Source organism: Perlucidibaca sp. (assembly GCF_057084925.1).
The window spans coordinates 16,897-38,947 of the sequence record NZ_JBXMRC010000010.1; the positions used below are offsets into that span (position 1 = coordinate 16,897).

Here is a 22,051-nt window from a genome sequence, read left to right on the forward strand (position 1 = left end):
TTACGAGGAATTGACCGTGTCCGTGGAAACCATTAAAGCCCTGCAAGCCGACCACTTTGGTCGCTGGAAAAACCGTGAAGCCATTGCCGAATCTATGATTCCGGTGCTGGGCCGCCTAGCCCGCGAGCGCAACGTCGTGGTGACGGTTTTTGGTCGCTCCTTGGTCAATCGTTCGGTTATTCAAATCCTCAAGAGCCACCGTCGCGTCCGTATGATTGCCGGTGATCTGTCGGTGGTTGATACCTTCCCTATCCTTGAAATCATTGCAGCGCTGGATGTGGGCACTTGCGAAATTGATATCGGCAAGCTCGCCATTGATTACCGTGAAAACGGCAATGGCAGTGATTTGCGCGCCTTTGTTGCCGCTGCTGTGCAGCCGGGCATTGGCTTAACGCCGCAGGGCGAGCCACGCGATGTTGTGCTTTATGGCTTCGGTCGTATTGGCCGCATCCTGGCGCGTTTGCTGATTGAGAAAGCCGGCAATCTGGGCGGTCTGCGTCTGCGTGCCATCGTCGTGCGCAAGACCACCGATGGCGATCTGCAGAAGCGTGCGTCGCTGCTGCGTCGTGACTCCATCCACGGTCCGTTCGAAGGCACCATCGCGGTCGATGAAGAAAACGAAGCCATCATCGCCAATGGCAACTTTATCAAGGTCATCTACGCCTCGCAGCCGGAAGATATCGACTACACCGCCTATGGCATCAGCAATGCGCTGCTCATCGACAATACCGGCAAGCTCAAGGATGACATCGGTCTCGGCCGTCACCTGACCTGCCCGGGCGTGACTCGCGTGATTCTCACGGCGCCGGCCAAGGGCAACATCAAGAACCTGGTCTATGGCGTCAACAACGACACCATCACCGATGCCGACACCATTTTGTCTGCCGCGTCCTGCACCACCAACGCCATCACCCCCGTGCTCAAGGTCATGAACGACCATTTTGGCATTCTGTCTGGCCACGTTGAGACTGTGCACTCGTTCACCAACGACCAGAACCTCATCGACAACTACCACAAGGCTGATCGCCGTGGTCGTTCCGCCGTGCTCAATATGGTCATCACCGAAACCGGTGCTGCCAAGGCCGTGGCCAAGGCGCTGCCGGAACTGCTCGGCAAGCTCACCGGTAACTCGATTCGCGTACCGACGCCGAATGTGTCCATGGCTATTCTTAGCCTGACGCTGGAGAAGGCCGCTAGCAAGGAAGAGATTAACGAGTTCCTGCGTCAGGTCTCGCTGCATTCGAACTTGCAAGATCAGATCGACTTTACGAACTCCACGGAAGTGGTGTCATCTGACTTTATCGGGTCGCGTTCGGCAGGTGTCTTCGATGCCCAAGCCACCATCGTGAATGGCAATCGCGCTAACCTCTATGTCTGGTACGACAACGAGATGGGTTACAGCTGTCAGGTCATGCGTATTGCTGAGCAAGTGTCCGGCACGCACTACCTGCATCTGCCTATTGAGGGCTGAGGTAAGCCTGATTCCGGCGTTGTGCAGCTGGTCTAAAAGCGGGAGCTTCGGCTCCCGTTTTGCTTTTCATGATGCTGCATTTCACTATAATCCAGTCGATATGCTGTCGAAGGAATCGGCTTGCGCGCTGTACTTCGTTGGTCGTACAAAACAATGATTCGCTGTGGAATAACTCATGATTAAAATCAAGCGAGGGCTGGACCTGCCCATAGCAGGTGCGCCAGCTCAAATGCTGACAGGGATTGCTCAAGTTAACAGCGTCGCGGTACTCGGAGCCGATTATCCCGGACTGCAACCCACCATGAAAGTGGCTGAAGGCGATGCCGTTATCACAGGGCAGGCGTTGTTTTCGGATAAGAAAAATACCGATGTGATTTTTACCGCCCCCGCCAGTGGGCGAGTTCGCGCCATTCATCGTGGTGCGCGACGAGCATTTATTTCCTTGGTTATTGATGTTGATCAGAGCAACACCGAGTCCGTGGCATTTACGGCCTACGATCGTGCCGCACTAGCAACACTTGATACGAGCCAGGTGACATCTCAGCTACTGGCATCGGGTCTATGGGCTGCTCTGCGGACGCGACCGTTTAGTAAGGTGCCGGTGCCAGGCACTGTGCCAGTCGCCGTTTTTGTCAACGCTATGGATACTAATCCGCTGGCAGCTGACCCCTCTGTGGTGATCGCTCAGGATGAGCAAGCCTTTGTCGATGGTCTGACGGTCCTGTCTCGTCTCACCCAAAAGTTATGGCTGGTGCGTTCACCCGAGGCGACATTCGCCACGGGTCCGGCATCCGTGGAGTCATTTGCCGGACCTCATCCTGCAGGACTCGTCGGCACCCATATTCATTTTTTATCGCCGGCCTCTGCGTCACGCACGGTTTGGCACCTGAACTATCAGGATGTGATGGCGATCGGGCGTTTATTCGTTTCTGGGCGATTAGACACTCGCCGTGTCGTCTCCCTAGCGGGCCCGGTTGTGCAGCGTCCACGTTTGGTGGAGACGCGTTTGGGCGCTTGCTTAACTGAATTGACCGCGGGTGAGTTGGCGCCCGGCGAAAACCGAGTGATTTCGGGCTCAGTCTTGTCGGGACGTCATGCGCAGGGTGCCGAGGGGTATTTGGGGCGCTACCACTTGCAAGTTTCGGCCTTGGCTGAGGGGCGCGAGCGCGAGTTGCTGCACTACTTCCGTCCCGGCACACATCGCAGTTCAGTGCTCAATCTGTACCTCGGTAAATTCCTGCGAAAAACATTTCCGTTAACGACCAGTACCAACGGCTCAGAACGAGCCATGGTGCCTGTTGGCACTTATGAGCAAGTTATGCCTCTGGATATCTTGCCGACACAGCTGCTGCGTAGCTTGTTAATTGGAGATACCGATCAAGCACAGGCCTTAGGTTGCTTAGAGTTGGATGAGGAAGATCTGGCGCTGTGTACGTATGCCTGTCCGGGTAAATATGAGTACGGGCCCATTCTGCGCGATGTGCTAACCAGCATTGAAAAGGAGGGCTAAGTCTTGAGCTGGCTAAAAAATAAATTAGAAGACATGGCGCCCGACTTTCAGAAAGGTGGCAAGCATGAGAACTGGGCGGCGTTGTTTGAAGCCGTTGATACCTTTTTCTACAGCCCGAAAAAAGTCACTCATGCGGCTGCTCATGTGCGTGATTCTATAGACCTGAAACGCATCATGATTATTGTCTGGGCCGCGACGTTCCCCGCCATGCTGTTGGGGATGTGGAACGTCGGAAATCAAGCGTTGTTGCTCTTGGCAAATGCCCAAGGGGCCAGCCCAGATCAGCTCACAGAAGCCTGGCGCGTGGCAGTGATTAGTTTAGTGGCAGGCTTTGACCATCAAAGCTGGTGGGACTGTCTTATCTATGGCGCGACCTATTTTGTGCCTATTTACTTGGTCACCTTTGTGGTTGGCGGTTTCTGGGAAGTGCTGTTTGCCCAAAAGCGTGGACATGAAGTGAATGAAGGCTTTTTCGTCACCTCCGTGCTCTTTGCCTTGATTTGTCCGCCAACCATTCCTTTATGGCAAGTGGCACTTGGAATCAGCTTTGGCGTGGTCGTGGCGAAAGAAGTCTTTGGTGGCACCGGAAAGAACTTTGTCAACCCGGCGCTCGCGGGTCGTGCATTCTTGTTTTTTGCTTACCCGGCACAACTTTCTGGCGATACCGTGTGGACAGCCGCTAATCCGAGTCTCTGGGGTCAGGCCATTGATGGCTTTACTGGCGCAACCGCGCTGGGCCAGGCCAGTGCGTCAGGTTACGAAAATATCCAACGTATTGGCGAAAGTGGTTTGCAGCCGCTGACCTGGTTCGATGCGTTTATCGGTGCCATTCCGGGTTCGGTGGGTGAAGTTTCCACCGCCGCCATTCTGATCGGCGCTGTTATTTTGCTGGCCACCCGTGTGGCCTCTTGGCGAATCATGGCAGGTGTTTTACTGGGCATGATGGCGACGTCTCTCCTCCTGAATGCAGTGGGTTCAGATACCAACCCGATGTTTGCGATGCCTTGGTATTGGCATTTTGTGCTCGGCGGCTTTGCGTTCGGCATGGTGTTTATGGCCACCGATCCTGTTTCTGCGGCCATGACGCACACGGGCCGTTGGATTTTTGGTGCGGTGATTGGAATCATGACGGTGTTGATTCGTGTCGTGAATCCGGCGTATCCGGAAGGGGTGATGCTGGCCATTTTGTTCGCCAACCTGACCGCGCCACTCATCGACTATTTCGTGATTCAAGCCAACATTAAGCGGAGGGCAGCACGAAATGTCTAATGAATCCAATGCCCGAACCATTACGGTCGCCGTTGTTCTCTCGGTCGTGTGCTCCATTGCGTTGGCTGCTGCCGTTACGCTGTTAAAGCCGATACAAGAAGTGAACCGTGCGTTAGATAAGCAGCGAAAGATTTTGTCGGCAGTCGGTATATTGGCTGAAGGGGAGGGCAGCGCTGCGCAAGTCCAAAGCGAGTTTGCTCGTTTAGAGCGTTATTTGGTCGACTTGGACACCGGTGCGTATCGTCGTTTGACTCTTGATGATCCTTACGACCAACGTAAAGCCACGCGTGATCCCGAGAAATCCATTGCACTCACGCCTGAGCAAGACATTGCGAGTCTTAAGCGTCGTGCCTTGCAAGCCGATGTCTATGTACTGCGTGGCCCGGATGGTAAAGCCTCGCGCTTGGTTCTGCCAATCTCAGGCTATGGCCTGTGGTCAACGCTGTATGGCTATCTCGTGCTTAAAAGTGATGCTAATACCGTCGCTGGCATTACCTTTACCGAGCATGCAGAAACGCCTGGCTTGGGGGGGGAAGTCGATAACCCTTCGTGGAAAGCAAGTTGGGCAGGCAAACAGGTGTATGCCGATGTGCAGAGCGCGCCGGTTTTGACTTTACGCAAAGGCGTGAACTTGGAAAAACCGGAAGCAGTGCATCAAATTGATGCCCTATCTGGCGCCACGCTGACCAGTGATGGTGTTACGCATTTAGTCCAATTTTGGTTAGGCGACTTAGGTTTCCGTAAGTTTTTGGCCAAGGTTCGCGAGACAGGAGTTTGATGATGTCCGACAAGCAAAGCATTCGCGATATTTTGGTTCAGCCCATTCTTAATACCAACCCGGTGGTGTTTCAGGTGTTGGGGATTTGTTCGGCGTTGGCGGTGACTGCCAACATGAAAACGGCGTTGGCCATGTCTATCGGCCTGACCGTGGTCACAGCGTTTTCCAACCTGTTTATTTCCATGATTCGCGACTTCATTCCCAACGCCATCCGCATTATCGTGCAGATGGTGGTGGTGGCATCGCTGGTGATTATTGTTGATCAGTTTTTGCAGGCCTTTTCGCCAGCCATTGCGAAGCAGATGTCGGTGTTCGTCGGTTTGATCATTACCAACTGTATTGTCATGGGTCGGCTCGAGGCCTATGCCATGAAAAATCCTCCGGGCCGAAGCTTTATGGATGGCTTGGGGAATGGTTTAGGTTATTCAGCATTGCTGTTGGTTGTCGGCACCGTGCGCGAAATCTTTGGCGCGGGCACATGGTTTGGGCTGCCGGTACTGCTACCCATTTCGCAGGGCGGCTGGTATTTACCCAATGGCTTAATGTTGCTGCCGCCGTCAGCGTTTTTCCTGATCGGCTTCATCATTTGGGCATTACGCAGCTGGAAACCTGAGCAACAAGAAAAAGATGAGTTCCGCATTGCGCCGAATTCCAAGGCACAGCAGACGCATTAACGGAGCGCCATCATGGAACATTACATCAGTCTTTTTGTGCGTTCAGTGTTTATTGAGAACATGGCGCTAGCCTTCTTCTTAGGCATGTGCACGTTCTTAGCGATATCCAAGAAAATTCAAACGGCCATCATGTTGGGGATCGCCGTGGTCGTGGTCATGGCTTTGACCATGCCGATCAATAACTTGGCGTTTAACTATTTGCTCAAAGCCGGCGCCCTTGAATGGACCGGAATGACCGACGCCGACAGTGTGGATTTGAGCTTTCTCGCGCTCATGGTCTACATCTGCATCATCGCGGCCTTTGTGCAAATTTTGGAGATGTTTCTCGATAAGTATGTTCAGTCGCTTTATAACGCGCTGGGCATATTCTTACCGTTGATTACCGTGAACTGTGCCATTTTAGGTGGTGCTTTGTTTATGCAGCAGCGCGAGTACAACTTGCCAGAAAGTGTGGTCTTTGGCATTGGCGCGGGCTTTTCTTGGGCGCTGGCTATTGCTCTGTTGGCGGGTATTCGCGAGAAGCTGAAATACAGTGATGTGCCTGCCGGTCTAAAGGGCTTGGGCATTACGTTTATTACCGTGGGCCTGATGTCGCTGGGCTTCATGTCGTTCTCTGGCATACAGCTCTAAGGAGAGGGGAAGGTCATGTCCACTGAATATATTCTGCTGCTCAGTATGCTGATGTTCACTGGTATCGTGGTGAGCTTGGTGTTGGTGATTTTGGGCGCTCGTGCCAAATTAGTGTCCGTTGGTAATGTGGTTCTCGACATTAATGGCGATGCCGAAAAACGCATTCAAATTGAAAGCGGCGGCAAGCTTTTAGGCGCCTTGGCCGATCAGAAGATTTTCTTGTCGTCTGCCTGCGGTGGTGGCGGCTCTTGCGGCCAGTGCCGAGTCAAAGTGAAGTCGGGTGGTGGCGACATTTTACCAACCGAAGAACCGCACTTTACCAAGCGTGAAATTAAAGAAGGCTGGCGCTTAGGGTGTCAGCTGCAAGTTAAGCAAGATATGGACATTGAGCTAGATGAAGAGCTCTTTGGCGTGAAGCGTTGGGAGTGCGAAGTCATTTCTAACGAAAACGTAGCTACCTTTATTAAGGAGCTAACACTCAAGCTCCCTGAAGGCGAGGATGTGCATTTCCGTGCCGGTGGTTATGTGCAGTTGGAAATTCCACCTTACGAGTGCGAATACAAAGACATGGACATTCAGCCGGAATACCGCGCTGATTGGGAAAAGTTCAATCTCTTTAGCGTTAAGTCCAAGACAACCGAAACCACCATTCGCGCATACTCCATGGCGAACTACCCGGATGAGAAGGGTCTTTTAAAGTTCAATATCCGTATCGCCACACCGCCGTTGCGCCAGCTCAATGAAATTCCGCCTGGCAAGATGTCCTCCTATGTATTCTCCCTCAAGCCCGGTGACAAGATCACGGTCTTCGGTCCGTTTGGTGATTTCTTTGCCAAAAATACCGAAGCTGAAATGATCTTTATTGGCGGTGGCGCGGGTATGGCACCCATGCGCTCGCACATTTTCGATCAGCTGCGACGCTTGAAGAGCAAGCGCAAAATCAGCTTTTGGTATGGCGCACGTTCGCTGCGTGAAACCTTCTACGTCGATGAGTACGATCAGCTGGCCGCTGAGAACCCAAGTTTCCAGTGGCATCTCGCGCTATCTGAGCCCCAGCCTGAAGATAATTGGACGGGCATGACGGGTTTTATTCATAACGTGCTCTATGAGAACTATCTGAAGGATCATCCTGCGCCCGAAGATTGCGAGTTCTATATGTGTGGTCCACCCATGATGAACGCGGCTGTCATCAAGATGCTTGAGGACTTGGGCGTAGATCGCGAAAACATTCTGCTTGATGATTTTGGTGGTTAATTCGTTGCACGGGTTGCGTGCGGGTTTCTTACTGATACTGGCGTTGTTGGCCGGTTGCAGTAATCCGCCGCCGCCGCCCATCGCGGTCTCTGGCGTCGCTTTTTACAGCATGCGTTGGCAGGTTCAAGTGGCTGAGCTGCCAAATGGCATGACGGCTACCGCCCTACAAAAGCAAATGCAAGCCCGCTTAGATGCAGCCAATGCTGTGTTGTCCACCTATCAAACAGACACCGAGTTGATGCGCTTGAATGCCGCGCCATTACAGACGTGGCAGCCGGTGAGCCGGCTCTTGGGCAGAACCTTACAGCGAGCGCTTCAAGTCAGTGAAGCTACAGACGGTCGTTACGATGTCACCGTTGGGCCATTGGTAGACCTCTGGGGATTTGGTGCCGTAAGCAAACCGCGCCGAGTTCCATCGGATTCGGATATCGCTCAGGCGCGCTCGCGTATGGGTTGGCGTCATCTGGCACTTTCGGCAAAAGCTGACCGAGTGATGAAGCAGCGCGCAGTGGCCATTGACCTATCCTCCGTGGGCGAAGGAGCTGGGGTTGATGATTTGGCGGCCACACTGGAGGCCTTAGGTATTCAAGATTATCTGGTGGGCATTGCCGGTAGTTTGCGTGCCCAGGGTAAGCGGCCGGATGGTCAAGCATGGCGACTGGCGATTGAGCAACCCGATGGCAGCGGTCGTCCCCTGCAAGTTCTGAACTTGCCCAACGGGGCGGCGATTTCAACCTCGGGCTCGTATCGCAACTATTTTGAAGAGAATGGGGTGCGCTATTCGCATACCATCGACCCAGCCACCGGCCGTCCAATTCAGCACCGGGGCGTATCGGTGACCGTGGTATCACCCGATGCGCGTGATGACACCTTGGCCGATGCGTGGGCGACTGCACTGAATGTCTTGGGCCCTGACAAAGGTTTGGCCTTAGCGGAAAAGCGCGGACTTGCCGCGTATTTTGTTGAGCGTAGTGATCAGGGTTTTAACACACGATACTCTACGGCCTTTGCACCTTTTCTTAAGCCATAACGGGGGTTTCCGCATGTTGACCACGGCCATAGTTTGCTTCGTACTTATTTTGCTCGTGATCGTCGGTATGGCCGTGGGCGTGATAAACGGACGTGAGCCCATTAAGGGCTCCTGCGGCGGGCTAAATAAATTAGGTTTGCGTGATGGCGAGTGCCCTATCTGCGGCGACGACCCCAATCGTTGTGAGAATAACGAAGGGACGAGCACGGGCTCTCGAGCCGCTCAGCTAGGGCGGGATGTCGCCAAATAATGCGCCGCGTTAAAAGCTAATCCGACCTAAGCAAATGTCGCGATACATGGCAAAGTCGCCTAGCAAGCTATAAAACGGGTGCTTAAAAGTGGCGGGTCGGTTTTTCTCAAACCCGTAATGACCGAGCCACGCAAAACCGTATCCCGCAACGGGAATGGCCCAGAGCCAAGCGTACTGCCCGGTCGACACGGCGGTGAGTACAATGCCAATGACTAGCGTAGTACCCACGAAATGCAGACGTCGGCAGGTGCGGTTGCTATGCTCTTGCAGGTAGTAGGGGTAAAACTCGCGAAAGCTGGTAAAGCGGGAGCTGCTCATGGGCGGGCCTCTTCTGATAATTCCATCGAATACGTCAACACCGACAGCGTTGTAACTCAGTCGTCTCTGCTTGCCAAGTCGTGAGCCTTTTCGTCAGTGCGCTTGATAGCTCATGTCATTGCGTGATCTGGCCGGTCACGCCAAAGTCTGCCTCGCTTAAATGACTATAAAGTCATGAACTTCTCATTTACCAGTAGAGGACATTCCACCATGTCGGAAGCCCTGATTTTTGATGCCGTGCGTACGCCGCGTGGTAAAGGCAAGAAGGATGGCTCGTTGCACACTGTAAAGCCCGTGGACCTGATTGTCGGTCTTATGCACGCGCTTGAAGAGCGTAACGGCGCAGCCATCAAACACCATGTTGATGATGTGGTTCTGGGTTGCGTCACACCTGTGGGTGATCAAGGTGCTGACGTGGCAAAAACCGCTGCACTGGCCGCGCATTGGCCACATGAAACGGCTGGCGTTCAGCTCAATCGCTTCTGCGCCTCGGGTTTGGAAGCCGTCAACCTGGGTGCAATGAAGATTCGCTCGGGTTTTGAAGATCTGGTGGTTGTTGGTGGTGTGGAGTGCATGTCTCGCATTCCCATGGGCTCCGATGGCGGTGCCTGGGCCATGGACCCTGCCACTAACTTGGAAACGGGCTTTGTGCCGCAAGGCATTGGCGCAGATCTGATCGCAACCTTGGAAGGTTTTAGTCGCGCCGATGTAGATGCCTTCGCCGTTGAGTCCAACAAGCGTGCCGCCAATGCGCGTGCTCAGGGGTGGTTCAAGGGTTCGATCGTGCCGGTGAAAGACCTGAATGGCCAAGTTGTTTTGGCGGAAGATGAATTCATCAAGCCGGACTCCAGCGTTGAAAAGCTAGCGGGTCTGCAGCCTTCATTCATGATGATGGGCGAGATGGGTGGCTTTAACGCTGTGGCGCTGCAAAAGTACCACTGGGTTGAGAAGATCGACCATGTGCATACGGCCGCTAACTCGTCGGGCATCGTCGATGGCGCCGCTTTGATGCTAATTGGCAACGAAGCCACCGGCAAAAAGCTTGGCCTCAAGCCACGTGCACGCATTATCGCCACTGCCGTGAGTGGCGCTGACCCTACCATCATGCTCACCGGCCCAGCTCCAGCTGCGCGCAAGGCGCTGGCCAAAGCCGGCCTGACGGTGGATGACATCGATCTCTGGGAAATCAACGAAGCCTTCGCGGCCGTTGCCATGCGTTTCATGAAAGACATGGGCATCTCGCACGATATCACTAACGTGAATGGCGGCTCCATTGCCATGGGCCATCCACTCGGTGCTACGGGCTGCATGATTGTGCAAATTGCGCTCGATGAGCTCGAGCGTCGCGGCCTCAAGCGCGCCCTCTGCACGCTCTGCGTCGGCGGCGGCATGGGCATCGCCACCATCATTGAACGCGTCTGAGTGCGGCCTTCCGCACTCGACCCCCATCATCGGATTTGAGAGAAAAGACCATGAGCCAAAGCGCCATTCGTTGGGAAAAAGACGCTGACAATATCGTCACCCTGACCCTGGACGACCCTAACCAGTCGGCCAACACCATGAACGAGCTGTACCGCCAGTCGATGGGCGAGGCCGTTGCCCGCCTGCACGCTGAAAAAGCCGACATCGCCGGCGTCATCGTGACCTCCGCGAAGAAGACCTTCTTCGCCGGCGGTGACTTGCGACTGCTGATTCAGGCGACACCAGCCTATGCCGATGCCATGAAGGCCGAGCTGATTGAAATCAACGGCCAGCTGCGCAAGCTAGAAACTTTGGGCAAGCCGGTCGTGGCTGCCATGAACGGCACGGCGCTGGGCGGCGGTTTGGAAATCGCGCTCGCGACCCATCACCGCATCGCCATCGGCGGCACCAAGGCCGAGTTCGGTCTGCCGGAAGTGTCTCTGGGCTTGTTGCCCGGAGGCGGTGGTCTGACCCGCGTTACGCGCATGCTCGGCATTCAGAATGCCCTGATGAATGTGCTCATGCAGGGTCAGCGCATGAAGGCTGAGAAGGCTCAGTCCACTGGCTTGATTGATGAGTTGGCGACCGACACTGAAGATATGCTGGCGAAGGCTCGCGCCTGGATCAAGGCTAACCCATCGGCGCAACAGCCTTGGGATAAGTCCGGCTACAAGATGCCGGGCGGCACGCCATCCACGCCATCGCTAGCAATGAACCTGCCAGCGTTCCCAGCTAACCTGCGTAAGCAGATTAAAAACGCAAATTACCCCGCCCCGAAAGCCATTATGTCGTCGGTGGTCGAGGGCGCTCAGGTCGACTTTGACAATGCGTTGAAGATTGAGCACCGCTACTTTGTTCATCTAGCCTGTGGCAAGCAAGCCAAGAATCAGATCAAAGCTTTCTTCTTCGATTTGCAGAAGATCAATGGCGGTGGTTCGCGTCCGTGCAAAGAGACCTATCCTGCATGGAAGGCGACTAAGGTGGGCATTCTCGGTGCTGGCATGATGGGGCAGGGTATTGCCTATGTAGCGGCTTCCGTAGGTATCCAGGTCGTTTTGTTGGATCAAACACGGGAAGCTGCGGAAAAGGGTAAGGCCTACAGCAAGGGTTTGCTCGACAAGCGCGTTAGCAAGGGTCGACTCGATGCAGCCAAAGCGGAAGCCACACTGGCGCTGATTCAAACCACGAATGATCATGCCGACCTGAAGGGTTGCGACATGGTGATCGAAGCGGTGTTTGAAGATCGCACGATCAAAGCCAAAGCTACCGAATTAGCGGAAACCAATGCCCTACCGGATGTGCTGATGTGCTCGAACACATCGACATTGCCTATCACGGGCTTGGCGCAAGCCTCGAAGAAGCCAGAGAACTACATCGGTCTGCACTTCTTCTCGCCAGTCGACAAAATGCCGTTGGTTGAGATCATTCGCGGAGAAAAGACCTCGGATGCTGCGCTGGCTAAGGCCTTCGATTTTGTTCTGCAAATTCGCAAGACACCCATCGTGGTTAACGACTCGCGTGGTTTCTTCACCTCTCGTGTCTTCGGTACCTTTACCTATGAAGGCATCGCCATGTTGGGCGAGGGCTACCACCCCATGACCATCGAGCAGGCCGGCTTGCAGGCGGGGATGCCAGTAGGTCCGTTGGCGGTGACCGATGAAGTCACCATGGAGCTGGGTCGTAAAGTCCGCGTGCAGACCATCAAAGATCTCGCGGCAGAAGGCATTGCATGGGTTGCACACCCTGCCGAGGCCGTTATTGATCGTCTCATGGACGAATTTGGCCGCAACGGTAAGCGCACCGGTAAGGGCTTTTACGACTATCCAGAGGGTGGCAAGAAGACCATTTGGCCTGGCCTCGTGGAGCACTTCACGAAAGCCGAGAAGGTGCAGATTGATGAGGCAGAATTCGAGGAGCTGAAAGAGCGTCTACTGTACCGCCAATCAATTGAGTCGGCCCGTTGCTTCGAAGAGGGCGTGTTGACCTCCGTAGCCGATGCCAACATTGGCTCCATCTTCGGTATTGGCATGGCTCCATGGACAGGTGGTGTACTGCAGTACATCAACTACGTTGGTGTTGCTGAGTTCGTTCAGCGTGCCGATGCGCTGGCCGCCAAGCATGGCGATCGTTTCACGCCGCCCCAACTGTTGCGTGACATGGCAGCAGCCGGAAAAACCTTCGAGTAATCACGAAGGTGGAATAAAAAAGCTCGGACTGGTTCCGAGCTTTTTTAATGGTCCTCAATATCCGTTAAAATCGAACTTTTCGGAGTAGTGATGATGGAATGTCGCGCAGGCTGTGCCGCATGCTGTATCGCTCCTTCCATCTCTACCCCAATTCCAGGAATGCCCCTCGGCAAGCCTGCCGGAACACGCTGTATTCAGCTCACAGAGCAGGGCTTATGTTTACTCTTTGGGCTGCCTTCACGGCCTGCTGTCTGCCGCAGCCTGCAAGCCAGCTTAGAAATGTGTGGTGATTCGTCGGTTGCTGCCATTCGTTGGTTAGATGCATTGGAAAGCGCAACCCGTCCGGACAAACTCTGAGGTATAGTGTGCCTCTCTGTATGCAACGAGACAGTGGGTAATGATGGCTTCCGACCAGGAACTCCTGGCTGCTGCGATGAATCGAACTTCCGATAAAGTCGCGCTTGAATATACGATCGATGAGTTGGCTCAGGCCGCGCAGATGACCGTGCGTAATGTTCGCGCATATCAAGACAAAGGCCTCATTCCACCCCCTGAAATTCGTGGACGCACAGGAATTTACTCCGCTGCACACTTGGCCCGACTGCGGGTGATTGGTCCGCTGCTTTCTCGTGGTTATAGTTTAGGAAATATTGCCGAATTAATTGAGTCTTGGGAAAAAGGCCACGACCTTCGCCAATTGCTCGGTTTGGAGCAGGCCTTAACCACGCCGTGGTCAGAAGATGTACCGGCTTATTATGAGCTTTCAGAAATCATGTCGATGTTTGGGCGGCAAATGACACCTGAGGCTCTTGCGCGTGCGGTTCAATTAAATTTGATTCAAGTTGATGGCCCTCGGTTTCGTGTGCCCAGTCCGCGGTTGTTTAATGCCGGACTGGAGCTGATGAAGCTGGGCGTGCCTATTTCATCATTGTTCGAACTGCTTGGGGGCATGCGAGCCAACGTTGAAGCCGTGGCGAATAGCCTGGTTCAATTGGTTGTAAAGCATGTGTTTGAACCTCTGGGGACGCAAACGCCCACGGTTGAGCAAGTGCCGCAAATGGCAGAGGTCGTGTGGCGTTTACGTCCTCTGGCCGATATGGCGGTGGCTGCTGAAGTGGCTATTGCCATGGAAAAAGCGATTCAGCGACATTTAGGTGAGCGAATGGATGCTATTTTCGGCGGCCTAAGAGATCGTAAAGATTAGTGGCGTTCTATCGGTTTTTTTGTAGGTTTATTGCAACAGGGTGTTTAACCCTATGTAAATTCCGGTAATCTTCACGTAAGTCTAAAATGGCGGTATTAACCACATTCTGTTAAAGAGGTTTTCTCATGCGTACATCACGATTCTCTCTGTCGCCAGCTGCTGCTGCGGTAAAGTCCGTTTTGCTGGCCACTGTTATGACTGGCGCTGCTTTCTCGGCACATGCTGAAGCACCAACAGAAACTGGTAGCAGCTACGATAACTACGTCAATTTTGGTGCTTTCTATCTGGAAGCAGATAAGTCGCGTGGTACGGATGGCACAAGCATTGGTTACCAAGCCGGTGTGGGTCACCGTCTGAACACTAACCTGTGGGTAGAAGGTCAGTTTTTCGGTGACACCATTGAAACGGGTAAGTTTGGCACCGACAACTACCAAACCGGTGGTGGTGTTGATTTCCACTTTGCGTTTGGTCAGCGCTCTGAGTTCACACCTTTCCTGATTATTGGTGGTGGTGGTGTCTATAACGATATCGCTGGCACTAAGGATGATGAATTAACCCCGTACTTGAACGTCGGTCTCGGGTTTACCAAATCCATTTTTGGTTTCGATAACCTGCGCTTACGTGGCGAAGTCCGTGCCGTTTACGATGATTTCCAAGAAGGCCAAACGGATTTCCGAGCTGGCTTAGGTCTGGAAATGGGCCTGGGAAGTGCGCCAGTGAAAGAGCCTGAAGTGGTGGTTCGTGAAGTGCCGGTTGAAAAGATTGTCATTCAAGAAGTTCCTGTTGAGCGCATTGTGATCAAGGAAGTTCCCGCTCCAGCACCAGAAGTTGTGCCTGTTAGCGTGGATGACGATGGTGATGGCGTGGTTAATGAGCGCGACAAGTGCCCTAACACCCTGAAGGGTGCTCGTGTGGATGGCAACGGCTGTGTGGTTGAGCAGACACTGACTATTCGCGATATCACTTTTGAGAACAACTCGGCGCGTTTGACTGCAAATGCTCAGCGTTTGATGGAAAACGTTGTTGCGTTCTTGCGTTCGGATAGCACCGCTCGTATCAGCATTTCCGGTCATACCGACAGTGTTGCCAGCGACGCTTACAACATGAAGCTTTCCCGTAGCCGTGCCAATGAAGTGCGTGACTACCTCGTAGGCTACGGTATCGACGCTTCGCGTCTGGACGCTGCGGGCTATGGCGAGTCGCGTCCAGTCGCTACAAACGCGACAGCGGAAGGTCGTGAGTTGAACCGCCGCGTTGAGTTCCGCATCCAGAAGTAATGGCGCGGTAGACATCAAAAAAGGGCCTATTCGGCCCTTTTTTGTTTATGACAATAGACAGGCTATGCTTCGTGCCTCACACACTCAAGCAAGACAGGTTGTGCCCTATGAATGGAGTTGTGCGCCAACAACGCGGTGAAGTGCGGCGTGACGCCATTTTGCGAGCAACTTGGGATGTCATCTTGCGCGATGGTGTGCGTGGGGTCAGGCATCGCGCAGTGGCTGCGGCAGCTAATGTGCCTCTATCGGCCACGACCTATTACTTCAAAGATATTCAGGATTTGTTAGTCCAAAGCTTTGAGTTATTTGCCGAAGAGTCGATCGAGCGATTTGCCATTCCGTTCTGGCGTCAAGTTGAACAGCAGCGTCTGGATTTCATAGAGCAACGTCGTGCCGCCGAACATGCGGGCGAAACCTATGATGACACACTCAGTAATGAGCTTTTGCTGGAGGTTGCAGCAAACTACATTGATGTGCGATTGCAGCAGCATCGTGCTCAGGTAGAGCTTGAGTACGCCTTTTGGTACGCCGCCATTCAAGAGCCTCGCCTACAAGTGGCTGTTAGGCAAGTCATTCGCCGTTGGATTGGACTCATGCTGCCGTGGTTGGCGCTTTTGCCAGTGAGTCAGCCTGAGCAGGCCGCACGTTCCATGCTGGCAACGATGCGACGCATTGAATATGAAGGGCTTATTGAGGGCAGTGCCACGGTGTCTCCACACTGGATTCGGGATGCGGTGGCCTATCAGCTGAAAGGGCTTTGGTGAGGGCGATGGCCTTAGCACTTCCCGAATCTTGGCAGACGTTACTGGCAGAAGAATGGCGCCAACCCTACGCGGTTGAGCTACAACACGTACTGGCACATGAGCGCCAAGCAGGCATTATTCATTACCCCCCGTCATCCCAGGTATTTGCCGCCTTAGCCGCGACCCGACCTGAGCATGTGCGCGTCGTGATTTTGGGGCAGGACCCCTATCATGGGCCGAATCAAGCGCACGGATTAAGTTTTTCGGTATCCCGTGGGCAGGTCTTACCTCCTTCCTTACGCAATATCTTTTCTGAACTCAGTGCAGATCTCGCGCTGCCCAAGCCATGCCATGGCGATTTATCTTATTGGGCCTCCCAAGGTGTCTTGCTGCTGAACAGTGTCTTGACCGTGCGAGCGGGCGAGGCGGGTTCGCATCAGAAGTTGGGCTGGGAACGATTTACCGATGCCCTGATTGCACAGTTAAATCAGCGCCACGCGGGACTGGTTTTTATGCTTTGGGGCGCATACGCACAAAAAAAAGGCCGACTGATTGATCGACAACGCCATTTGGTTTTAAGTGCTGCCCACCCCTCGCCGCTCTCTGCGAATCGCGGTGGCTGGTTTGGTTGTCGACACTTTTCGCAAGCAAACGCTTGGTTGCAACTTCAGCATCAAACCCAAATTGATTGGTCATTACCCGAATAAGGAATCTTTGCAATGCATGTCAGTGAAGCACCTGTACATATCGAGTTGTTAGCAACGGCGTCTGGCCACTCTATTGCCGTTGCCACCCTGGATGCAGAACGTAGTTTGAATTCGCTGACACTCGCCATGGTTGATGTGTTGCTACCGCAGCTGGAGGCGTGGGCTGCGGATGATCGTGTGGTGGCGGTGCTGCTGCGGGGTCGAGGTGAGCGGGCATTTTGTGCCGGAGGTGATGTGCGTGCGCTCACGCAGCATGCGCGGACGGGAGAGGGTGATGCCGATTACCCGGCATACTTCTTTGCTCGTGAGTATCGACTCGACTATGCCATTCGAGAGTTTCCTAAGCCTCTGTTGGTGTGGGGGACCGGTGTTGTCATGGGTGGTGGCATGGGGCTCTTGTTGGGGGCCAGTTTTCGCGTGGTCACAGAGACGACGCGCATGGCCATGCCTGAAATCACCATCGGGCTATTTCCGGATGTGGGTGGCAGCTATTACCTGTCGCGATTACCCAAGCGTGTGGGGCTCTTTATGGGGCTCACGGCGTGTCAATTTGGGGCCAGTGATGCCGTGGCTTTAGGTTTGGCCAGCCATGCACTGAGCTCCGAATCATGGCCTCAATTGCTGAGTGATCTGCTCAATCAGGCGTGGACAACCGAGAGTGCCTTCTCGCTGGTGTCGACCTGTTTGGCTCATTTGCCATCGCCGACACTGGCTGAGGGTGTCTTGCAGCAACATGCGGATGCCATTACGGCATTAACTGATCATGAGAGTCTTCATGCGCTGGATGCCGCATGGCGTTCAGCGTTGCCTGAGGAGCCCTGGCTAGCTAAAGCGGTGCAAGCCTATCGCGCGGGCTCACCAACCAGTGCTGCGTTGATTTGGCAGCAATGGCAGAACTCGAGCTCGCTTAGTCTCGCAGAGGTTTTCCGCACGGAATGGATATTGTCTAGCCAATGCGCACGCCACCCAGATTTTCCTGAGGGCGTTCGTGCGCTCTTAATTGATAAAGACCAGTCGCCGCACTGGCAGCCGGCGCAGTTGGCTGATGTAAGCCCGCAGTGGTTGGCCGCACATTACGCGATGCCGGCGGGCATGACACAGCCGCTGGCTGATCTGGAAGAGACGTATGGCTCACGCGATCCATTAGCGCGTGAAGGGTAGACGCTTCAACACAGATTGAGCGTCAGCATCCAGGCGCTTGGCCACCAGCTCTCGCTTGGTTTGCGCCAGCACTAACCACTGCTGATGGCCCTGAGCGACCGCGCGAATGACTTCACCCACACGTGAGCCATCGTCGCTGACTAGGCCCATGCCGGCCGTCAGCGATTGTTGCCCGCTTTCGCACTGCCACGCACTCAGTTCGGTTTTAAGTTGTCCACGGAAATAGAGTCTCGCCACAATTTCCTGGCCCAAGTAGCAGCCCTTCTGATAGCTCACGCCCTGAAGCGCGTGATAGTCCATCTCCTGCGGCTGAAACAGCTCGGTTTCTGCTGCTGCCAGGATCCACTCGCCGGCGACAATGCTGGCTGAATCCCAGCAGGCCGCAGCCGCTTCGGAGGACGTAGCCGTATCGGTTAGCGGCGCAGCATCCGATGCCAAGCTTAGTAGCAGTCCACGGGTGAGGCCCGGAAGTCGGATGCGAATGGGAAGTTCGAGGCCTGAGCAGCCTTGATCGATGGCGGGCAACTCCGGTAGCGCCAAGCCTAGGCTGGCGAGGCGACCCTGAGCGCCGCGTCCCAGCACGCCTTGTATGCGAAGGGCGATTTCACTCAAGGTGACTTTCGAAAACACGCCGTACTTCGCTAAACGTGAGCGCGCCGCTTCAAACTGTTCAGCCGGCAGGATGAGTAAATAGCCCTCTGGCCAAGCCAGTAAGCGGCCACTAAGTTGGGCACGGCCCTTGAGGTTTAGTAAGCAGGCAAGGCGAGACTGTGCCGCAGACACTTCGCGAATATCTGTGGTGACTTGGCCTTGTATAAAGGTTTCGGCATCCGGACCCACAATCGCGAGGGCGCGCCAAGGCAGCGTTAAGACAAGATCATCTTGTGCTTGGAGGGCGGCCTGGGCTGCAAGCACCTCAACGGAAGGTGAGGTAAACACAAGCGAACTGGACATGACGGCTCCTTAGCGACGGATAGATTGGAGAAATGGGGATCACGGTGCTAAATACAAGCTCTATAATGCCGTGCTTAACCGATTGGGGTAGAGAATTTCATGACACGGCCGTTTACGGAAGAAGAGAAACGCTTACGCTGGCAGTGCCGACGGGGCCTGAAAGAGCTCGATGTACTGCTTGAACCGTTCATGGAGGAACACTATCTTGGCCTGGATGCTGAGGAGCAAGCGCTATTTGCACGCTTTTTGGAAGAAGAGGATGTCGATCTTCTGGCGTGGCTTATGCAATATCTTCAACCCGAAGACGCAGGTCATCAGCGCATCGTCGCGCGCATCCTGCAACGTTTGGCACGCTGAGTTTAGGTTACAGCCATCGCGTGGGCTGACGCTCTGGCGCATGGGTCTGGCTGAACTCGCAGGCTGTACCGCATTACAAAGTCATCCGCCCGTCGCAGTTGGGTTTGTGTTAATCCTGCTGTGGCCGTTGCTAGCGTTTATACAGCTCAGTAAGCGGCAAACCTCCTGGCCGATCCAGTCATTTCAGCACACGCCTCAGGGCTGGCGTTTGCAGCTAGGAACTGGAGACGTGCATTTTGCTGAGGTGTATGGACCTGTTCGCCTCATGCCTGGGTTTGTCGTGCTCTGTTGGCAGGAGTTGATGACGCTGGCAATGGATGCAGAGCCAGCCACACGCCGCACAGGGCAGCGCTGGCGTGTGGTGATTTGGGCCGATCAGCTTAGCGCAGAGGACTGGCGCCGATTTTCCGTATCATTACGCTGGCGTCGTCGCGAGGGCTCTTCGGGCGACAAAATACTGTCGGCCAGTTCAGCGCTGAGTTGAGGATAATCCAAGGTGTAATGCAGGCCACGGGACTCTTTACGCATGAGTGCGCAACGGATGATGAGCTCGGCGACCATGACCAAATTACGCAGCTCAATAAGGTTGCTCGACACCCGATAGTGGCTGTAATACTCCTCAATCTCAGCCTGTAACAGCAGCACGCGGTGCAATGCGCGCTCCAGTCGCTTGGTGGTGCGTACAATGCCGACAAAGTCCCACATAAAGCGCCGTAATTCATCCCAGTTGTGCAGAATCACCACGTCCTCGTCGGGATCGCGCACCTGTGTGGCATCCCAGGCGGGCACGCTGGGTGGTGCTGCCGTGTGCGCTAGCTTGCTTCGGATATCACGGGCCGCCGCCATGGCAAATACAAAGCACTCCAGCAGCGAATTGCTGGCCATGCGATTGGCCCCGTGCAGGCCGGTGAATGAGGTCTCGCCAATGGCATAAAGATTGGCGATGTCGGTCTCGCTATGATGATTGACCATGACGCCGCCGCAGGTGAAGTGCGCTGCCGGCACCACCGGGATCGGCTCCTTGGTGATGTCGATGCCGTATTCCAGACACTTGCGGTAAATGTTGGGAAAGTGCCCGGTGATGAATTCCGCTGGTTTGTGCGAGATATCGAGGTAGACGAAGCGGATGCCTAAGCGCTTCATCTCAAAATCGATGGCCCGTGCCACGATGTCACGCGGTGCGAGTTCGGCACGCTCATCGAAGCGAGGCATAAAGCGTGTGCCGTCTGGTAGTTTCAGCAGGGCGCCTTCACCGCGCATGGCTTCGGTAATGAGGTATGACTTGGCTTGCGGGTGATAGAGGCAGGTGGGGTGGAATTGGTTGAATTCCATATTGGCGACACGGCAGCCGGCTCGCCAGGCCATGGCAATGCCATCACCGGTGGCGATGTCGGGGTTGCTGGTGTACTGGTAAGCCTTGCTAGCACCGCCGGTAGCGAGCGCAACAAAACGCGCGCGGCAGACCTCTACCTCGCCCGTATCCTTGTTCAAGACATAGGCGCCGATAACGCGATTCTCGCCGCTTAAGCCTTGTTTTTGGGTCGTGATCAGCTCCACAGCGACCCGATTTTCCATGAGGTCGATGTGCGCGCATTCCCGGACGCGCTCAACGAGGGTGGTGGAAATGGCTCTGCCAGTGGCATCGTCTGCGTGAATGATGCGGCGGTGCGAGTGGCCACCCTCGCGGGTCAAATGTAAATGCTCGGCTTCATCGAGGGTGAAGCCGACGCCCTGGTCAACTAGCCAGCGAATGGCCTCAGGGCCATTTTCTACGGTCAGTTTGACGCTGTCTTCATGGCAAAGGCCGGCACCGGCAATGAGGGTGTCTTGCACATGGCTGTCGGTCGAATCGGTTGCGTCTAGAACGGCAGCAACGCCCCCTTGGGCATAATAGGTGCTGGCTTCCGTGAGCTCGGCTTTAGAGAGCACGGCAATGCGCAGCGTGGCGTCGAGTTGCAGGGCTAGCGTCAGGCCGGCAGCGCCGCTGCCAATAATGAGCACATCATGCTCAAACGATGAAGTCATAGCGCGGAGAAGTTCCAGAGGGCTGTCATGAAAAAGCGATGATGCCATAGTATGGGACTGAATTACGCTGACCCGATTTGACAGGTGGACGACAAAAACAATCTCTACTTGAATAGCATTACTGTCAGCCTAATTGTATTCATAGCGTTGTCGTTCCGAGACTAATCATTAGCGATCGCTTTTTCGTTTGAAGGAATTGAGGGAAAATCCATGGCCTTGTTACACAAGCAACTGACTACATTGAACCGAAACCTCTTCGCGGCTTGTCTGTTGGCTGCCTCGGTCACGCTGGTGCCGCAAAGTGCGCAGGCGGCCCTGCCTGAATTTGCTGATATTGTTGAGCGTACAAGTCCGGCTGTGGTCAACATCAGTGCGACGTCCAAAGCGAAGCCGACGGAGTCCGGCGCTGATGAAATGCAGGAGCTACTGCGCCGCTTTTACGGTCTGGAAGCACAACCTCAACAGCCGCGAAACAAGCAGTCTTTTGGGTCGGGTTTTATCATCGGCAATGAAGGCTATGTCCTGACCAATAATCACGTCATTGATGAAGCAGACAAAGTTACTGTGCGCCTCAGTGATCGTCGTGAGGTTGAGGCGAAAGTCATCGGCACCGATCCGCGTTCCGACATTGCCCTGCTGAAGATTGTTGCCACTAATTTGCCGGTGGTGAAAATCGGCGATCCTTCCAAGCTTCGTGTGGGCGATCCCGTGCTGGCGATTGGTTCACCTTTTGGCTTCGATTATTCCGCGACGGCAGGCATTGTCAGCGCCAAATCCCGTGCCCTGCCCAAT

23 protein-coding genes are annotated in these 22,051 nt (G+C 54.5%); 20 read left to right on the plus strand and 3 right to left on the minus strand.

Going from position 1 to position 22,051, the window contains the following annotated elements; genetic code table 11:
- The first annotated feature begins 22 nt into the window (after positions 1-22).
- The 9 genes from AC14IB_RS03135 (at position 23) to nqrM (ending at position 8,866) form a co-directional block, all read left to right on the plus strand.
- A complete protein-coding gene (locus AC14IB_RS03135) occupies positions 23-1,471 on the plus strand; it encodes a glyceraldehyde-3-phosphate dehydrogenase (RefSeq protein ID WP_484230534.1) in 1,449 nt (482 codons plus the stop codon).
- A 175-nt stretch (positions 1,472-1,646) separates the two neighbouring features.
- Positions 1,647-2,981, plus strand: a complete 1,335-nt coding sequence (locus tag AC14IB_RS03140) for a Na(+)-translocating NADH-quinone reductase subunit A (RefSeq protein WP_484230515.1) — start codon at positions 1,647-1,649, stop codon at positions 2,979-2,981.
- A 33-nt stretch (positions 2,982-3,014) separates the two neighbouring features.
- Entirely contained in the window at positions 3,015-4,250 is a 1,236-nt protein-coding gene (locus AC14IB_RS03145) for an NADH:ubiquinone reductase (Na(+)-transporting) subunit B (protein ID WP_484230535.1), read from the plus strand.
- Complete coding sequence (locus AC14IB_RS03150) at positions 4,243-5,028, plus strand: Na(+)-translocating NADH-quinone reductase subunit C (protein ID WP_484230516.1); 786 nt, start codon at positions 4,243-4,245, stop codon at positions 5,026-5,028. Before AC14IB_RS03145 ends, AC14IB_RS03150 begins: the two co-directional genes overlap by 8 nt.
- Positions 5,028-5,702: an NADH:ubiquinone reductase (Na(+)-transporting) subunit D gene (locus AC14IB_RS03155; protein WP_484230517.1), complete on the plus strand. Its 675-nt coding sequence runs from the start codon at positions 5,028-5,030 to the stop codon at positions 5,700-5,702. Before AC14IB_RS03150 ends, AC14IB_RS03155 begins: the two co-directional genes overlap by 1 nt.
- Before the next feature lie 12 nt (positions 5,703-5,714).
- Entirely contained in the window at positions 5,715-6,332 is a 618-nt protein-coding gene (gene nqrE / locus AC14IB_RS03160) for an NADH:ubiquinone reductase (Na(+)-transporting) subunit E (protein ID WP_068859872.1), read from the plus strand.
- A 15-nt stretch (positions 6,333-6,347) separates the two neighbouring features.
- Positions 6,348-7,586 (plus strand): NADH:ubiquinone reductase (Na(+)-transporting) subunit F, encoded by a 1,239-nt coding sequence (gene nqrF, locus AC14IB_RS03165; protein WP_068859870.1) that lies wholly within the window; start codon positions 6,348-6,350, stop codon positions 7,584-7,586.
- Positions 7,579-8,616 (plus strand): FAD:protein FMN transferase, encoded by a 1,038-nt coding sequence (locus AC14IB_RS03170; protein ID WP_484230518.1) that lies wholly within the window; start codon positions 7,579-7,581, stop codon positions 8,614-8,616. The genes nqrF and AC14IB_RS03170 overlap by 8 nt, the downstream gene beginning before the upstream one ends.
- A 13-nt stretch (positions 8,617-8,629) precedes the next feature.
- On the plus strand, positions 8,630-8,866 hold the full coding sequence (gene nqrM / locus AC14IB_RS03175; protein WP_484230519.1) for a (Na+)-NQR maturation NqrM: 237 nt from the start codon (positions 8,630-8,632) through the stop codon (positions 8,864-8,866).
- 9 nt (positions 8,867-8,875) lie between these two features.
- Here nqrM and AC14IB_RS03180 read toward each other — a convergent pair whose 3' ends face one another.
- A complete protein-coding gene (locus AC14IB_RS03180; protein WP_484230520.1) occupies positions 8,876-9,184 on the minus strand; it encodes an Mpo1-like protein in 309 nt (102 codons plus the stop codon).
- Positions 9,185-9,394: 210 nt separating this feature from the next.
- On the opposite strand from AC14IB_RS03180, the gene AC14IB_RS03185 reads away from it, so the two are divergent.
- From AC14IB_RS03185 to AC14IB_RS03220, 8 genes are all read left to right on the plus strand, one after another.
- Complete coding sequence (locus tag AC14IB_RS03185; protein ID WP_484230521.1) at positions 9,395-10,606, plus strand: acetyl-CoA C-acetyltransferase; 1,212 nt, start codon at positions 9,395-9,397, stop codon at positions 10,604-10,606.
- Positions 10,607-10,656: 50 nt separating this feature from the next.
- A complete protein-coding gene (locus AC14IB_RS03190) occupies positions 10,657-12,831 on the plus strand; it encodes a 3-hydroxyacyl-CoA dehydrogenase NAD-binding domain-containing protein (protein ID WP_484230522.1) in 2,175 nt (724 codons plus the stop codon).
- Between the two features lie 93 nt (positions 12,832-12,924).
- Positions 12,925-13,188 carry a YkgJ family cysteine cluster protein gene (locus tag AC14IB_RS03195; RefSeq protein WP_484230536.1) on the plus strand — a complete coding sequence of 88 codons (264 nt, stop codon included), beginning with the start codon at positions 12,925-12,927 and terminating at the stop codon, positions 13,186-13,188.
- Positions 13,189-13,228: 40 nt separating this feature from the next.
- Entirely contained in the window at positions 13,229-14,035 is an 807-nt protein-coding gene (locus AC14IB_RS03200) for a MerR family transcriptional regulator (RefSeq protein ID WP_484230523.1), read from the plus strand.
- Positions 14,036-14,160: 125 nt separating this feature from the next.
- Positions 14,161-15,312, plus strand: coding sequence for an OmpA family protein (locus AC14IB_RS03205; RefSeq protein WP_484230524.1), 1,152 nt, complete (start codon positions 14,161-14,163; stop codon positions 15,310-15,312).
- Between the two features lie 107 nt (positions 15,313-15,419).
- Positions 15,420-16,076 carry a TetR/AcrR family transcriptional regulator gene (locus AC14IB_RS03210; protein ID WP_484230525.1) on the plus strand — a complete coding sequence of 219 codons (657 nt, stop codon included), beginning with the start codon at positions 15,420-15,422 and terminating at the stop codon, positions 16,074-16,076.
- Between the two features lie 5 nt (positions 16,077-16,081).
- Positions 16,082-16,762, plus strand: a complete 681-nt coding sequence (gene ung, locus AC14IB_RS03215) for a uracil-DNA glycosylase (protein WP_484230526.1) — start codon at positions 16,082-16,084, stop codon at positions 16,760-16,762.
- A 12-nt stretch (positions 16,763-16,774) separates the two neighbouring features.
- Complete coding sequence (locus AC14IB_RS03220; RefSeq protein ID WP_484230527.1) at positions 16,775-17,923, plus strand: enoyl-CoA hydratase/isomerase family protein; 1,149 nt, start codon at positions 16,775-16,777, stop codon at positions 17,921-17,923.
- On the opposite strand, the gene ygfZ is transcribed toward AC14IB_RS03220, so the two are convergent.
- Positions 17,906-18,877 (minus strand): CAF17-like 4Fe-4S cluster assembly/insertion protein YgfZ, encoded by a 972-nt coding sequence (gene ygfZ / locus AC14IB_RS03225; RefSeq protein WP_484230528.1) that lies wholly within the window; start codon positions 18,875-18,877, stop codon positions 17,906-17,908. The two genes, AC14IB_RS03220 and ygfZ, sit on opposite strands and share 18 nt — an antisense overlap.
- Before the next feature lie 99 nt (positions 18,878-18,976).
- Between ygfZ and AC14IB_RS03230 the strand changes: the two genes are divergently transcribed.
- Both AC14IB_RS03230 and AC14IB_RS03235 read left to right on the plus strand, forming a co-directional pair.
- Positions 18,977-19,234: an FAD assembly factor SdhE gene (locus tag AC14IB_RS03230; protein ID WP_068859843.1), complete on the plus strand. Its 258-nt coding sequence runs from the start codon at positions 18,977-18,979 to the stop codon at positions 19,232-19,234.
- A gap of 40 nt (positions 19,235-19,274) precedes the next feature.
- The gene (locus tag AC14IB_RS03235; RefSeq protein WP_484230529.1) at positions 19,275-19,718 is read left to right on the plus strand and encodes a YgfX family protein; all 444 of its coding nucleotides are present in this window, start codon (positions 19,275-19,277) and stop codon (positions 19,716-19,718) included.
- Here the strand turns inward: AC14IB_RS03235 and nadB are convergent.
- Positions 19,610-21,259, minus strand: a complete 1,650-nt coding sequence (gene nadB / locus AC14IB_RS03240; RefSeq protein WP_484230530.1) for an L-aspartate oxidase — start codon at positions 21,257-21,259, stop codon at positions 19,610-19,612. The genes AC14IB_RS03235 and nadB overlap by 109 nt on opposite strands.
- Before the next feature lie 210 nt (positions 21,260-21,469).
- On the opposite strand from nadB, the gene AC14IB_RS03245 reads away from it, so the two are divergent.
- Positions 21,470-22,051 (plus strand): trypsin-like peptidase domain-containing protein (locus tag AC14IB_RS03245; protein ID WP_484230531.1); only part of this gene is annotated, 582 nt, incomplete at its 3' end.

Bases quoted from the DNA above. Each gene is read 5' to 3' on its own strand.
- AC14IB_RS03195 (WP_484230536.1), top strand. From the start codon at position 12,925: ATGGAATGTCGCGCAGGCTGTGCCGCATGCTGTATCGCTCCTTCCATC.
- AC14IB_RS03155 (WP_484230517.1), top strand. From the start codon at position 5,028: ATGATGTCCGACAAGCAAAGCATTCGCGATATTTTGGTTCAGCCCATT.
- AC14IB_RS03220 (WP_484230527.1), top strand. From the start codon at position 16,775: ATGCATGTCAGTGAAGCACCTGTACATATCGAGTTGTTAGCAACGGCG.
- AC14IB_RS03190 (WP_484230522.1), top strand. From the start codon at position 10,657: ATGAGCCAAAGCGCCATTCGTTGGGAAAAAGACGCTGACAATATCGTC.
- AC14IB_RS03205 (WP_484230524.1), top strand. From the start codon at position 14,161: ATGCGTACATCACGATTCTCTCTGTCGCCAGCTGCTGCTGCGGTAAAG.
- AC14IB_RS03140 (WP_484230515.1), top strand. From the start codon at position 1,647: ATGATTAAAATCAAGCGAGGGCTGGACCTGCCCATAGCAGGTGCGCCA.
- AC14IB_RS03180 (WP_484230520.1), bottom strand. From the start codon at position 9,184: ATGAGCAGCTCCCGCTTTACCAGCTTTCGCGAGTTTTACCCCTACTAC.
- nqrE (WP_068859872.1), top strand. From the start codon at position 5,715: ATGGAACATTACATCAGTCTTTTTGTGCGTTCAGTGTTTATTGAGAAC.
- AC14IB_RS03200 (WP_484230523.1), top strand. From the start codon at position 13,229: ATGATGGCTTCCGACCAGGAACTCCTGGCTGCTGCGATGAATCGAACT.
- nadB (WP_484230530.1), bottom strand. From the start codon at position 21,259: ATGACTTCATCGTTTGAGCATGATGTGCTCATTATTGGCAGCGGCGCT.
- AC14IB_RS03230 (WP_068859843.1), top strand. From the start codon at position 18,977: ATGACACGGCCGTTTACGGAAGAAGAGAAACGCTTACGCTGGCAGTGC.
- ung (WP_484230526.1), top strand. From the start codon at position 16,082: ATGGCCTTAGCACTTCCCGAATCTTGGCAGACGTTACTGGCAGAAGAA.
- nqrF (WP_068859870.1), top strand. From the start codon at position 6,348: ATGTCCACTGAATATATTCTGCTGCTCAGTATGCTGATGTTCACTGGT.
- AC14IB_RS03235 (WP_484230529.1), top strand. From the start codon at position 19,275: ATGGGTCTGGCTGAACTCGCAGGCTGTACCGCATTACAAAGTCATCCG.
- AC14IB_RS03150 (WP_484230516.1), top strand. From the start codon at position 4,243: ATGTCTAATGAATCCAATGCCCGAACCATTACGGTCGCCGTTGTTCTC.
- AC14IB_RS03210 (WP_484230525.1), top strand. From the start codon at position 15,420: ATGAATGGAGTTGTGCGCCAACAACGCGGTGAAGTGCGGCGTGACGCC.
- AC14IB_RS03185 (WP_484230521.1), top strand. From the start codon at position 9,395: ATGTCGGAAGCCCTGATTTTTGATGCCGTGCGTACGCCGCGTGGTAAA.
- nqrM (WP_484230519.1), top strand. From the start codon at position 8,630: ATGTTGACCACGGCCATAGTTTGCTTCGTACTTATTTTGCTCGTGATC.
- AC14IB_RS03145 (WP_484230535.1), top strand. From the start codon at position 3,015: ATGGCGCCCGACTTTCAGAAAGGTGGCAAGCATGAGAACTGGGCGGCG.
- ygfZ (WP_484230528.1), bottom strand. From the start codon at position 18,877: ATGTCCAGTTCGCTTGTGTTTACCTCACCTTCCGTTGAGGTGCTTGCA.